We start from the raw sequence: 13,936 nt of genomic DNA on the forward strand, positions 1-13,936 counted from the left end.
GAGTGAGTAGAGAGTGGTTTAAACCATTCACCTAAGCAACTTAATCAACCACTCACTAATCTCAATAAAAATGAGCGGAAACATGAATCTGACGCTGAAAGTATGGCGCCAAAAAAATTCACAGGCAGCTGGTAAATTTGTTACCTATAAGGCAGAAGGTATTTCTGAGGACATGTCGTTCCTGGAGATGCTGGATGTGGTGAACGAAAGCCTTACCAAAAAGAACGACGAGCCAATTCATTTCGACCACGATTGTCGCGAAGGTATCTGCGGCTCTTGCTCGCTATATATCAATGGCCATCCGCACGGGCCAAAGCAGGCCATTACTACCTGCCAACTGCATATGCGTACTTTTAAAGATGGCGAAACTATCACTATTGAGCCTTGGCGCTCGGCAGCATTCCCGGTGATCAAAGACCTGGGTACGGATCGTTCGGCATTCGACAGGATTCAGCAAGCTGGTGGTTTTATTTCGGTAAATACCGGCGGTGCACAAGATGCTAACGCCATCCTGATACCTAAGGTTGTGGCTGATGAGGCTTTTAACTCGGCTACCTGTATTGGTTGCGGCGCTTGCGTAGCAGCCTGTAAAAATGCATCTGCTATGTTGTTCGTATCGGCAAAAATCACCCAGTTGGGCTTATTGCCACAAGGCCAGCCCGAGCGTTACAGCCGCGTACAAGCTATGGTTGCCCAAATGGACGAAGAAGGTTTTGGTAACTGTACCAACACCGGTGCCTGCGAAGCAGAATGCCCTAAAGAGATTAAGCTTACCAATATTGCCCGCATGAACAATGATTACTTCAGCGCGAAACTATTCCGCGAGCAACATGCCAATGATCACGCAGGTGGTGAATAATTTGAAGATATTCTTCCATCAACAAAAATCCCCGGCTACATCGTAGTTGGGGATTTTTGTTTTATATCTATTTCCCTTCCGCTGCCGCAAGCGTCCTCGCTTGTGGCCGGCAGGACGGGTAGCCATTATGTTTTTGGCAATGCATAGCGGACTTTGCAAACGGGGCCACAAGCGAGGAGGCTTGCGGCAGCGATGACTTCTCTTCCCTCGTAACAAAGAGGTGAATTGGCTATTACGCCTTCTTCACCGCCTCAACCAATTCAGGTATTTTGGGTACCTTTTCAAATGATTGCACCAGATGGCCATCTTTAGCATAAATGGCTATGTAAGGCGTGGTTTTAAGCTGGTAGTATTTCTGCACGGTGTAGGTATAGCCTTCGGTGCCTAAAGTGAAGTTTTTATAAGCCGATAGCCCGAAATCGTCGTTAAAAACCTTCACCATCTTAATATCGGTAAAGGTGATCATCACCACCTGGATATCTTTAAAACTTTTCATCACCGGCTTCATATCGTAAATAAGCTTTTGGCAATGACTGCAATCCGGCGCAAAGTAGATGAGCATAACTGGCTTGTCTTTCTTCAGATCAGCGGGAGTAGTCCAGGTGTTATCCAGTTTCAGCATCTTGTAGGGTGCAATTACCGGGGGTTGGGCTTTTGAGCATCCTGCAGCTATCAGCAGGGTTATGGCGAATAATAATTTCTTCATCTTTATATGTTGGGGGGCTATCAACAATTTTAGTCCCTAATTTCTAAGCTTCCAGCAGTTCTAACTGCCAGGCAATGTGTTCTTCTGTTACAGGGAATAACGCGTTATTGCGTATTGTATGATAAACAGCATCAAATATTTGCATGTAGTCGCCTTTGTCCGATGCTACCTTCTCTACAATTTTCCGGTTATCTTCATCGATCGTTACCAGTTTCCCTTCACTACCGGCAGGTTCCAAGCCGTAACCTTCGTCGGTTGGCATCATGCCTTTATCTAATTGTCCTTCCTGCACATCGGTACGCGCTTTCACGAAGCTGCCTAATGTGCCATTTACGATAAAGCCCGGCTGCTCTTCGGCTATCAGCAGACCCGAAGTTAAAAACACGTTTAGCTGGTTGGGATATAGCAGGTGGAAGTGGAAATAATCGGGTACTTCAGAACCCTCGCGGTAAATACCGGTAGTTTTGTGGAACGATAGCGGCCTGCCAAACAGGGCGATAGCATTATCTACCAAATGTGCGCCAAGGTCGTAAACCAGGCCATTGGCAGGTGTTTCTTTAGTTTCTTTAAATGCTTTCACATTTATCTGCATTTTGTAGCGGTCCAAACGGAAAATCACCTCCTGCAAGGTACCCAGGCGACCACTTTCAATGATGCTTTTAGTAGATATAAAACCACTATCGTACCGGCGGTTTTGGTACACCATTACATGCTTGCCGGTTTCGCGGCCCACGTCAAAAAGTTCTTTTACCTGCGCGGCAGTAGCAGCAGCGGGTTTTTCAACCAGTACATGCTTGCCCGCGCGCATGGCCGCAATAGCATGCTCCAGGTGCAGGTTATTGGGCGTGTTTACAATGATAAGCTCAACTTCCTCATCGGCAAGCAGCTCATCGATACTGTTATAGCTCACGATATCCGTGTAAACAGCGGCGGCCTTTTTCTGGCTACGCTCTACAATGCCTTTTAGGGTAAAGCCTGGGTTGCTATGGATGAACGGCGCGTGGAATATTCGGCCCGACATGCCGTAGGCCATTAAGCCGGTAACAATTGGTACTGCCATGTTTTTTGTTTTAGCGATGCAAGATAAGGGCTTTTGCGTAATTATTAATAAATAAGGTCTGCATCCGCGCCAATTGGTGAACCATCGGGCATGTTCAAAGGTTTTGCAGACTGGAATTTATCCGGCGTTTTTTCAAACTGACTTAACTGCGCCAGGCCGAAAAGCAAATTGGCTTTGCGGTTACCTGTTGCAGTTAGCAATGTGCTTTGCATCCATTTCTTCAAATCATCTATCTGCAGCAGAGCTATCCCACGCACGCTTTCGGCGGCATTAGTATTGGCGGCCAGTTGCAGCAGCTGTTTTAGGGTTAGGTTGTTTACTAACCTTTGCAGCTCGCCTTTATAGCCTGCGGCATCGGGTGCTTTCCAGGTTTGGGCAATCAGTTTATTCAAAACAGGCAACAGGCCGGGCTGCGCGGCATCGCGCGCTTGATACTCTACCAACCGGGCGGCACGCTCGGGTTGCAGCATAAAGGCTAGTGTTGTGCCAGCGGCAGCTTCAGCAGCAGCTAAAGGGTCGAAAGTAAGCCCCGTGCGGGCTTTGAAGGTTTCCCTAGTGCGCGGGTAGCCGGGCGGGCGGGGCGGTATCATGGCTATCAGCTTTTCGGGCATGGCCAGGGCATCGGGCTTTAAAGTGGCCATCAACGCATCAAAGGCTTTCCATTGCTGGGCTGACGGCACAAAGCGCGTTATGGTTTGCCCATCATTTTTTAATGCGTAGGTATAATATAAACCACCCAGCATTTTGGCTGCGGCTTCGGTTTGGTAGCGGTGTATCAGGTACATGGGCACCAAAACCTCTTCCATTGTGGCCATAGGCGCATCCTGCCTTATCGCCCGGGCCGAAAAATTATCCAGCACTTGCCTGCGCAGCAGCAGCAGTCGGTTAAGCTCATCAGCAGCATCGTTGCCGCTATCCCAAAGGTGGGCCTGCGGGTGCGCGCTACCTGCGGGACGCGCATCTTCATCGGTAATAAACAGGAAACCCTGTTTGATGGTTTCGCCAATAATCCCTTTCAGGGCCTCTTCGTCATTTGTCCCTGCTGCAAAATCCTGGTAACCGTAAAGAATGGCGCGTTTATCATATTCCCCAATATTGATTTTATAAGCCTTGTTTACATCAATGCTGCCATCGGCTTTTACAAGGCTCGCCACTGGTGGCGGGTAATCCATTACCGATGCCCTATCGTTTACGCTGGCCGTAAAATTATGCTGCAAGCCAAGTGTATGCCCAACCTCGTGGGCGGCTAACTGGCGCAGCCTTGCCAACGCCTGTTGCAGCATTTTATCACTCACGGGTTTACCATCTTCATAGGGTTGTAAAAGGCCTTCAGCAATTAAAAAATCCTGCCTATCGCGCAGCGAACCTAAAGAAACCTGGCCTTTGATAATCTCGCCGGTGCGCGGGTCGCTGATGGATGCCCCGTAAGACCAGCCCCTGGTTGAACGGTGCACCCATTGGATGATATTGTAGCGGATGTCCATCGGGTCGGCATCCTCGGGCAGTAATTTTACAATGAAAGCGTTTTTGTAGCCCGCCGCCTCGAAAGCCTGGTTCCACCAGCCGGCGCCCTCTATTAGTGCACTGCGCACCGGCTCGGGCGCGCCACGGTCAACATAATAAACGATAGGTTTTACCGGCTCGCTAATAGCGGCACTTGGGTCTTTCTTTTGCAAACGGTGCCTGCTCAGTAATCGCTGTACATTGGGGTCGCCTATGGGCTTGGCAAAATCCATGTATTCCACATCAAAATACCCAGAGCGCGGGTCGAACTTGCGGGGTTTGTAACCAGCATCGGGCAATTTAATGAAAGATTGATGCATGCGCACCGTTACCGCATTGGCATCGGGCGTAACGGAGCTTATCTCTGCCCCTGTGGCTTTACCCGCCAGGGTAACCATCGCTTCGAATTCTGTATTATCCGGAAAGCTTTTGGTATTGGCCAGGTACACAGCCGAGCGGCTCTCATCGGGACTATAGCTTCCCTGATCGCTGCCGCTAAGGCGGTCGGCCAGGCGGTGGCTGTCGCGCAGCAAAAAAGGGGTAAGGTCTATAAGTACTTTATCGCCCTCTTCGGCAAAAACCGTGGTGCCCCATATGGCCGATTGGGCAAAGGCCTCTTCTACAGATTTACGCTCATCGGCATTATTGCTTACCGCCCTAAAGTTGTAGTTCGGCTGTATCAGCATCACCTTAGGACCAATTTTGATGAATTTCACAATGCGGCTATCACCTATCTGCCCACGGTCGAGGCCCAAATCGTTGGAGCCCACGCCGGCCGGTAGCGAGTTCACGTACAAAAACTCCTGGTTAAGCTTATCTATCTCTAAATATACCTTACCTGCTTTTTCGTCCCAATAAAAATTGAAATAGCCGGTGTATTTGGCAAAGCCCTTTGTTTTGGTTTGAATATCCTGGGCTTTGAGTACATGATGGGCAAACAAAAGCGATAGGCATATCAACAGGTATTTTTTCATGAGGCGGCGTAGTTTATCTGCCTAAATTATTCAATAAAGTACGCCTCTGCAACCATAGCGCACAAAAAAGGGAACAGCATATGCCATTCCCATTTTCAGCAATATGTATTGCTATAAATTATTTCATGCTAGCCTTAATAGCCTCAATCTTGGCTAAATGGCCCTTTACTGTTGGCAATAATTTGGTAGCCAAAGTCATCAAATCAGAGTCTTTGCAATTTTTCGATGCATCTTCCAGCAAGTCTACGGTTTTCTTATGACCATCTACCATGGCGTCAACATAAGCAGCGTCGAAATCCTTACCTGTTTTTTCAGATAATTCGGTCATTTTTTTCTGGTGCTCTTCATCAGGTGCTACCGGCAGGCTAATGTTTTTTGTTTTAGCTATTTCCATTAGTTCCTCGTTGGCTTTACCGTGGTCAGATACCATCATTACTGCAAACTCTTTTATTTGCGGGTTGGTGGTTTTGCTTTCGGCAAGTTTGCCCAGGGCTACTTCGGCTAAACCGCCATTGGCAAGCTTGGTTGCAAACTCTGCGTCCATCTTATCAACCGCAATGCCCGTGCTGCCATCAGTGGTACTGTCTTTAACGGCGTTCAAGCTGTCGGCGGTGTCTTTACTGTCTTTTGCGGCATTGTTACATGCCTGGAATGATAATGCTGCAAGCACAACCATTGCCACTAAACTAATTCTTTTCATCTTGTAGATTATTTTTTGTTTTTATAGTTAACAAAAGGCATTCCATTTAGTTTTAGGCGGCAGGGTTTATTGTTGCTGTAAAATAAAGCGGCGTGTTGTTATACCTTAAAGTTTTGTTATTTTTGGGGTAAATAATTTAAGCATCATGAATTTTCCGGCTGAACTGAAATACACTAAAGACCACGAATGGATACGCGTTGAAGGCGATACTGCAACCATTGGAATTACCGAATTTGCGCAGGGCGAACTTGGCGATATTGTGTACGTAGATATCAACACCCTTGGGCAGGAAGTTGCCAAAGAAGCTATTTTTGGCACTGTAGAGGCCGTAAAAACTGTATCAGATTTATTTATGCCGGTAGCCGGTACTGTGGCAGAAATAAACCCACTGCTGGATAGCCAGCCCGAGTTGGTAAATTCTGACCCTTACGGTGATGGCTGGATGGTAAAAGTTACCCTTACAGATGCTGCCGAAGTAGATGGTTTATTATCTGCAGAGGAATACGCTGGCTTGATAGGCGCTTAATGAACGCTCGCTTTAAAGCATACTGGCCTGCAATTTTGTGGGCCTTATTTATTTTAGTGATATGCGGTGTAAAGCTGGGCGGCGTAAGCAAGGCGCCCATGTTTTTTGCCGGCTTTGATAAGCTTACCCACTGCGGTTTGTTTTTTGTACTGGCGGTGCTTTATTGCTATGGCAGCATTCGCAAATTCAAAACTCGTGGCCTGCGCATAGAAATAGCGATAAAAAACACCATCGTGTTGATTAGCTACGGCGCGCTAATAGAAGTACTGCAAAAGTATGTTTTCACCTGGCGCAGCGGCGAGCCTGCCGATTTGTTTTGCGATGCTTTAGGTGCATGCATGGGCATATTTGGTGTTTTAGTAACTTCTTACGCATTAAATAATGAAAGCATTTAAAGTTGGTTTGATAGCCGTTATTGCCGCAGCAGTACTTTCGTCATGCGGCTTATTCAAAAAAGATTGCGGTTGCCCGCATTTCGGGATGAAGAGGCTGCCCGCAAAAGTTTACAGGTCGTAGACATTTTCCTGAAAAAAAACCGCTAATCTTATTTGGATTTAGTATAAATAGCCCTACATTTGTATTCAAATAAATGCAAATGACACTCTCACAGCTTGAAATTGGAGAAACCGGGATAGTAAAAGAATTTACTGATCTGGAAATGTCTGTTAAGTTGATGGAAATGGGCTGCCTGCCCGGCGAAGAAGTGCGCATATCGCGCATAGCGCCGCTTGGCGATCCTATCGCAATTCATGTATCAGGCTACCAACTTAGCCTGCGCAGGTTTGAAGCATCCACCATTATTTTGCAGTAGTTACCTTGTAGCCATTGAAAGCTGATATCAGAGTAGCGCTTGTAGGCAACCCCAACACCGGTAAATCCACGCTCTTTAATGCACTTACCGGACTCAACCAAAAAATAGGGAATTTTCCGGGTGTTACCGTTGATAAAAAAGTAGGCTATTGCCAACTGCCCGATGGCCGCAACGCCGAAATCATTGACCTTCCCGGAACTTATAGCCTTTACCCCAAAAGCCGCGACGAATCTATCGTGTTCTCGGTACTGGCCGAGAAAGAAACTGAACTTACACCAGATCTGGTTGTCGTTATCCTTGATGCCACCAACCTTAAAAGGAACCTGCTGCTATACACCCAGGTTGCCGACCTGAAGATACCCGTTATTGTTGCCCTGAACATGATTGACCTGGCCAACAAAGCCGGTGTAATTATCGACACCGATTTGTTAGCACAAAAACTGGGCGTGCCTGTGGTACAGGTTTCAGCACGTAAACTGCAGGGTATAAAAGAACTGAAAGACACCATATCTTTTGCCAATAAATTTGCTCTGCAGCAAGACAGTATAGACATAAATGCGCTGGCACCCGGATTAATAAGTGCCATCAGCAAGGAAGTAAAAACCGATAACCCATACTTCGCCTTGCAGCTGGCTCACCAGCACGAAACCCTGAAGTTTTTAAGTCCCGCCGAAAGCGAGCGCATTGAAGAACTGGAGAAGCAGCACAGCTTCCATTCGCAAAAAGCACAGGCAGCCGAAACCATTGCGCGATACAACTATATCAATGATGTTTTATACGACACGGTTAAAACGCCCGTAACCGCCCAGGACGAAAGCCACAGTAACAAAATAGACAAGATACTCACCCATAAAATATTCGGCTTTGTTATTTTTATGGGGATACTGCTCTTTATGTTCCAATCGATATTTGCGTGGTCGCAATACCCCCAGGGACTAATTGAGGATGCCTTTGTTTGGGTGCAGGGAGCTTTGCGCGGCGTATTGCCTGCAGGCCCTTTAACCAGCCTGCTGATAGATGGTGTAGTGGCCGGCCTAAGCGGCGTGCTGGTGTTTATCCCACAGATTGCCATCCTTTTCGCGTTCATATCTATACTGGAAGATACCGGCTACATGTCGCGGGTTACTTTTATGATGGATAAAATTATGCGCAAGGTGGGGCTCAACGGCAAATCGGTAGTGCCGCTCATCGGCGGCTTTGCCTGTGCGGTACCCTCTATCATGAGCACCCGCACCATCGAGAATTGGAAAGACCGTATGATCACCATCATGGTCACGCCATTGGTGGCCTGCTCGGCGCGGCTGCCGGTTTATACGCTGCTTATTTCCCTGGTAGTACCCAGCCGCAACGTTTGGTGGATTTTTAACCTGCAGGGACTGGCGCTTACCGGCATGTATGTGCTCAGCCTGGTATCGGCCGTCATAGTAGCCTGGGTAATGAAGTTTATTTTAAAATCCCGCGAACGCGGCTACTTCATTATGGAGCTTCCCGTTTATCGCATGCCCCGGTGGAACAACGTTGCATTCTCGATGTATGAGCGGGCCAAAACCTTTGTCCTGGAGGCCGGCAAGGTGATCATCGCCGTATCGGTTATCCTGTGGGTGTTATCATCCTATGGACCGGGCGACAGGTTCAAAAACATCGATGCCAAATACAGCCAGCCGCAATACGCCAAAAGCATGAATCCCGATAGCCTTACCCGGGTTATTTCTACCGAAAAACTGGAGAACTCTTACGCCGGCGTATTGGGCCATACCATAGAGCCCGTAATAAGGCCCCTGGGCTTCGATTGGAAGATAGGCATAGCCCTGATAACCTCCTTTGCTGCACGAGAGGTATTCGTGGGCACCATGGCCACCATTTACAGCGTAGACGGCGATGCCGATAGGATTGATTCGGTACAGCAAAAAATGCGGAATGCTAAGAGGCCGGATGGCAGCCCGGTATTTACTTTGGGCGTTGCTTTCTCTTTAATGATGTTTTACGCTTTTGCCATGCAATGCGCCAGCACCATAGCCGTTGTTTACCGCGAAACCAAAGACTGGCGCTGGCCTGCTGTGCAATTCGCCTATATGACCCTGCTGGCCTATGGGGCGGCATTTTTGGTGTACCATCTGTTAAAATAGACGCGCTCTGTCATCTCTTCCTAACCTTTTACCTTTCGCCTTTTACCTTTCACCTCAATAAACTATCTTTGATACAGAGGTAACCATTGGATAAAGTAAAAATTTTAGAAAAGTATCTTCCGCCGGATGCGGCACCCTTAATTGGCCGCTGGATAGATTACTTTAAATGCGAGTTCAAGATATCGCGCAACCGCGGCACCAAATTTGGCGATTACCGCGCCCCGTTCGATGGCAAGGGCCACCGCATCTCCGTTAATTTCGATTTAAATCCCTACGCGTTTTTGGTAACCACCGTACACGAGTTTGCGCACCTGCACACCTGGAACGAGCATAAACACAAGGTAAAACCCCACGGGGCAGAGTGGAAGGCGAACTTCAAAAAAATGATGCAGCCTTTCTTCGAAAAAGAGGTTTTTCCGCCGGATATCAGGCAGGCTATTACGGGCTACCTGAATAACCCCGCCGCATCCAGCTGTTCCGATTTAACGCTGTACCGTTCCTTACGCCAATATGATGCACCCAAAGAATCGGTACATACGGTAGAGAAACTGCCCATCAAATCCCTGTTCAAGCTAAAGGATGGCCGCATCTTCCGCAAGGAAGAAAAGCTGCGCAAACGCTATAAATGCGTGGAAGTAAGCAGTCGTAGGGTTTATCTGTTTAGCCCTGTAGCGGAGGTGGAATTACTGACCGCTGATTTTAATGATTAAATGATTTCGCTGATTGGCAATGAATTTGTTCTAATCTACACCTATATCTGCATTTGCGCGTTGGTGTAATAGCTCTTTACATCATTTTTCAAATCTTTTTATGGAATACCGGCTGGTGCTGCATCTTACCTGCAAAACCAGCCAATTATGAAACGATTTTCCTTACTCACCATCCTGCTGATATTGTTCTTTACTGCCGCCCGCGCGCAATCGCCGCAGCTTTCGGTAGATGGTAAAAGCAACAACGGCGTTAAGCTGCAAAACCTTAAGATAGATGTAGCCATCTACGGCAATATCAGCCGCAGCACCTGGCAAATGACTTTTTATAACTCCACGGCGCAGGTACTAGAGGGTACCCTTACCTTCCCCTTAAAGGACGGCGTAAGCGTGAGCCGCTACGCTTTAGACATGAACGGCAAGATGCGCGAAGCCGTACCGGTAGACCGTGGCAAAGGCACGGTGGTATTCGAATCGATAGAACGTCGCAGGGTTGACCCGGGATTACTGGAAAAAGTAGCGGGCAACACCTTCCGTACGCGTATTTACCCCATCAACCCCCACAGCACCCGCACCATCATCATCGGGTACGAAGAAGAGCTACCCATGACCGCCAACGGCAGCCTAAAGTTTACCCTGCCTTTAAACCTGCAGGATACCGTTAAAACCTTCGCGCTTACGGCATCGGTTGTGCAAAGCGCAATGGCACCTATAGCCGATGATACCAGCGGCTATGCGCTCAAATTCGATAAGCATCAGAACACCTATACATCATCTTTTGAAAAAAGCAATTACACGCCGGGCCATACACTATCGTTCTACATCCCCAAACCAAAAGATGTTGCCGAAGTGATGATACAGGCGCAGGGCAATAAGTATTGCTGGTTTGTTAACACGGCCATCCCGGCCAATACCATCAACAAGCCCCTGCCGCATAGCATCGGCCTGTTATGGGATGCATCGCTAAGCGGCGCAGGCAGGGATATCAAAAAAGAAATTGCCCTGCTGGATGCCTACTTCAAAAAAATCAGCACTGTGCAGGTTAGCCTTGTGGCTTTCAGTAACGCTATCATCAAGAATAAAAGCTATGCTATAACAAACGGCAATTGGGCCGCGCTGAAAACCGAACTGGAACAAACCGTCTACGATGGCGCAACAAACTTCGGCAAACTGGACCTGACTAAAATCCCCGCAGATGAATACCTGCTGATGAGCGACGGCCACCAAACCTTTGGCGAAGGGCAGATAAAACTCGTGCGCAAACCGGTGTACTGCATCAACTCCTCCGCGGCAGCAGATTACAGCAACCTGAAACAGCTAGCCCTTAAAACCGGCGGCGAATTGATAGATCTCATCCGCGATGATGAGGCCAAAGCTCTCAGCGCCCTAACCCTGCAGCCATTGCGCTTCTTAGGCATAAAAGCCGGCAGCACCGTTAATGATGCTTATCCATCACTACCCGTTACGGTAAACGGGGCTTTCTCTGTAGCCGGCATTACCAAAAACCCCAACCAAACCATTACCCTGCAATATGGATACGGCAACAACGTAAGTATAGAAAAACAGGTTAGGCTCGATTTACAGGCAAACGCGGTGGACAATGTAGACGTGCCCAAACTTTGGGGTCAAAAGAAAATAAGCGAGTTGGATATCAATTACGCCGATAACCGCCAGGAGATAGAATCTTTAGGCAAACGTTTCGGCATCGTAACGCGTAATACTTCGCTCATTGTGCTGGAGACGGTTGCCGATTACATCCGGTACGGCATAGAGCCGCCCGCTGAACTGCGCGCCGAGTACGATGCCGTGATGAAGCAGCGTGGTACGGACGACGATGACGAGCCAGAAACAGCCGGTGCCAACCTGCCCGCCGCAGAAGAGATGCTAAAAGCCCTTACCAAATGGTGGGGTACCGATTTTACCCCGAAACCGGAGCCAAAACCGGTTAAACAGGCCGGGCATCCGCAACTTGTGGCTGTGCGGCCCATTGGTCCCGGCACAAACGGCAGTAACCGCATAACAAGAGGCACAATTAGAGGAACAATTACAGATTCGGGCACTGGTTTGCCGCTGGTTGGTGCAACCGTAACCGTGCGCCGTAATGGCGCTACGGCAACAACCTATAAGGCTGGACACTATATTATGGATGTGAGGCCGGGCGATATCGTCAAAGTATCCTGCGCAGGGTACAACGCCGAGGAAATGAACATCGGCGACAATGAAGTTTTGAACTTCACCCTCATTAAAACGGGCAACAATACCGCCCAAACCACGCGTACCGATACCGCAATAGCCCAAACAATTAATACGCCTACAGCGCGGGCTACCGGGCCGGGCATACAAGGCAAGATAACCTCCCAAACTGATGGGCTGCCGGTGCCTGGTGCAATGGTTAGGGTAAAAGGGACAAGTACAGGTACCCAAAGCGATGTTATTGGCGATTTTAGCCTGAATGCACCGGTGGGCAGCGTTTTGGTGGTATCTTACATTGGATATACAACTCAGGAAGTTACCGTTGGCAGCAACCGTATTTTAAATGTGCAATTGGAGGGATCCAACAACGCATTGAACGAGGTGGTAGTTGTGGGATATTCGTCCGTAAGACGAAAAGATGTTACAGGTTCAGTAACAACAGTAAGCCCTTTGTCTTATGACAGGCTGGACGAGCCGGTGGGCAATGCCAACAAAGCGGTAGTAACCAATAAAGACATTACCCAACAGTTGCAGGGCCGCGTTGCTGGTTTGCAGGTTACAACGCAGCGTGCCCCGGGCAGCACCAGTGTTGTACTAAGGAGTCAATCTACTATTAGTACAGGCCAGCCCATATATGTGGTAGATGGCGTGCAAACAAGCAGCATAGCCAACTTAAATCCCTCCGAAATAGAATCGATAAATGTACTGAAAGATGCGGGCGCAACCGCCATTTACGGCGCAGCAGGCAGCAATGGTGTGGTTGTGGTAACCACCAAAAACGGCGTAGCCGCAAAGCCATCGGCGCAAAGGGCAGATCCGGTTGCCGATGCACCAACTACCGGCGAAGGCATCACAATAGCCTACCAGGCACCCGATGCCGATTACCTTAAAGCCATACGCATTGCGGGCAAAACGGGCCAGTACCAAAAATACCTGGAGCTGCGCGCATCCAATGCAGGCAACCCGGTATATTACTTTGAAGTGGCCGATTATTTCCTGAAAACAGGGAATACCGAAGAAGGCGGGCGCATCCTCAGCAACCTGGCCGAAATGGGCCTGGACAACTATGAGCTGTATAAAATGCTGGGCTATAAACTGAAACAGCTTGGCGATTATGAGGGCGAAGTATTTGCCTTTAAGAAGGTGATGGAACTAAGGCCGCTGGATCCGCAAAGCTTCCGCGATTACGGGCTGGCCCTGGAAGATGCTGGTCATCATCAACAAGCCCTGGACGTGCTTTATAAAGCCATGGTAAGCAGCTATACCGATGATGCCGAAAACCTTTACGACGGCATCGAAGAGATAATACTGCCAGAGATAAACCGCATCATCGCCCTGAACAAAGGCAAGCTCAATATCAAAAGCATCCCAAAAACAGTGATTAAAAACCTGCCTGCCGATATTCGTATCGTGATGGACTGGAACATGAACAATACCGATATAGACCTTTGGGTAACCGACCCTAACGGCGAGAAATGCTACTACAGCCATAACCGTACCGCGCTGGGCGGCCGTATATCCGATGACATGACGCAAGGTTTCGGCCCCGAGCAGTTCCTGCTGAAAAAAGCCATAAAAGGCACCTACAAAATAGAGATAAACTACTATGGCGACAGGCAGGCCACCATCGCGGGCCCAACCACGGTAATGGCCGAGCTGTTTACCCACTACGGTACCCCGCAGGAGAAAAAAGAACTCATTGTACTGCAAATGAAAAAAGGCGATAAGGGCGGCGTTTACATCGGCGACCTGGATTTTAAATAGGTCCCCT

12 protein-coding genes are annotated in these 13,936 nt (G+C 48.5%); 8 read left to right on the forward strand and 4 right to left on the reverse strand.

The window, feature by feature from the left end:
• The first annotated feature begins 70 nt into the window (after positions 1-70).
• The gene (locus E2R66_RS02405) at positions 71-859 is read left to right on the forward strand and encodes a succinate dehydrogenase/fumarate reductase iron-sulfur subunit (RefSeq protein ID WP_133226719.1); all 789 of its coding nucleotides are present in this window, start codon (positions 71-73) and stop codon (positions 857-859) included.
• 232 nt (positions 860-1,091) lie between these two features.
• On the opposite strand, the gene E2R66_RS02410 is transcribed toward E2R66_RS02405, so the two are convergent.
• The 4 genes from E2R66_RS02410 to E2R66_RS02425 all read right to left on the reverse strand — a co-directional run bounded on the left by E2R66_RS02410 (position 1,092) and on the right by E2R66_RS02425 (position 5,802).
• Entirely contained in the window at positions 1,092-1,565 is a 474-nt protein-coding gene (locus tag E2R66_RS02410) for a TlpA family protein disulfide reductase (RefSeq protein WP_133226717.1), read from the reverse strand.
• 43 nt (positions 1,566-1,608) lie between these two features.
• Positions 1,609-2,625 carry a Gfo/Idh/MocA family oxidoreductase gene (locus E2R66_RS02415; RefSeq protein ID WP_133226715.1) on the reverse strand — a complete coding sequence of 339 codons (1,017 nt, stop codon included), beginning with the start codon at positions 2,623-2,625 and terminating at the stop codon, positions 1,609-1,611.
• Positions 2,626-2,669: 44 nt separating this feature from the next.
• Positions 2,670-5,102: a zinc-dependent metalloprotease gene (locus tag E2R66_RS02420; RefSeq protein WP_133226713.1), complete on the reverse strand. Its 2,433-nt coding sequence runs from the start codon at positions 5,100-5,102 to the stop codon at positions 2,670-2,672.
• A 118-nt stretch (positions 5,103-5,220) separates the two neighbouring features.
• Positions 5,221-5,802, reverse strand: coding sequence for a DUF4142 domain-containing protein (locus E2R66_RS02425; protein WP_133226711.1), 582 nt, complete (start codon positions 5,800-5,802; stop codon positions 5,221-5,223).
• Positions 5,803-5,947: 145 nt separating this feature from the next.
• Between E2R66_RS02425 and gcvH the strand changes: the two genes are divergently transcribed.
• The 7 genes from gcvH (at position 5,948) to E2R66_RS02455 (ending at position 13,929) form a co-directional block, all read left to right on the forward strand.
• Entirely contained in the window at positions 5,948-6,328 is a 381-nt protein-coding gene (gene gcvH, locus E2R66_RS02430) for a glycine cleavage system protein GcvH (protein ID WP_133226709.1), read from the forward strand.
• Complete coding sequence (locus E2R66_RS02435) at positions 6,328-6,723, forward strand: VanZ family protein (protein WP_133226707.1); 396 nt, start codon at positions 6,328-6,330, stop codon at positions 6,721-6,723. The genes gcvH and E2R66_RS02435 overlap by 1 nt, the downstream gene beginning before the upstream one ends.
• Positions 6,710-6,844, forward strand: a complete 135-nt coding sequence (locus tag E2R66_RS29080; protein WP_262710284.1) for a hypothetical protein — start codon at positions 6,710-6,712, stop codon at positions 6,842-6,844. The genes E2R66_RS02435 and E2R66_RS29080 overlap by 14 nt, the downstream gene beginning before the upstream one ends.
• Positions 6,845-6,923: 79 nt before the next feature.
• Positions 6,924-7,139, forward strand: coding sequence for a FeoA family protein (locus E2R66_RS02440; RefSeq protein ID WP_133226705.1), 216 nt, complete (start codon positions 6,924-6,926; stop codon positions 7,137-7,139).
• Between the two features lie 14 nt (positions 7,140-7,153).
• Positions 7,154-9,265 (forward strand): ferrous iron transport protein B, encoded by a 2,112-nt coding sequence (gene feoB, locus E2R66_RS02445; protein ID WP_133226703.1) that lies wholly within the window; start codon positions 7,154-7,156, stop codon positions 9,263-9,265.
• An 86-nt stretch (positions 9,266-9,351) separates the two neighbouring features.
• Positions 9,352-9,975, forward strand: coding sequence for a SprT-like domain-containing protein (locus E2R66_RS02450; RefSeq protein ID WP_133226701.1), 624 nt, complete (start codon positions 9,352-9,354; stop codon positions 9,973-9,975).
• Between the two features lie 147 nt (positions 9,976-10,122).
• Positions 10,123-13,929, forward strand: a complete 3,807-nt coding sequence (locus E2R66_RS02455) for a carboxypeptidase-like regulatory domain-containing protein (protein ID WP_133226700.1) — start codon at positions 10,123-10,125, stop codon at positions 13,927-13,929.
• The last annotated feature ends 7 nt before the right edge of the window (positions 13,930-13,936 follow it).

Source organism: Mucilaginibacter psychrotolerans (assembly GCF_004519315.1).
GTDB classification, from domain to species: domain Bacteria; phylum Bacteroidota; class Bacteroidia; order Sphingobacteriales; family Sphingobacteriaceae; genus Mucilaginibacter; species Mucilaginibacter psychrotolerans.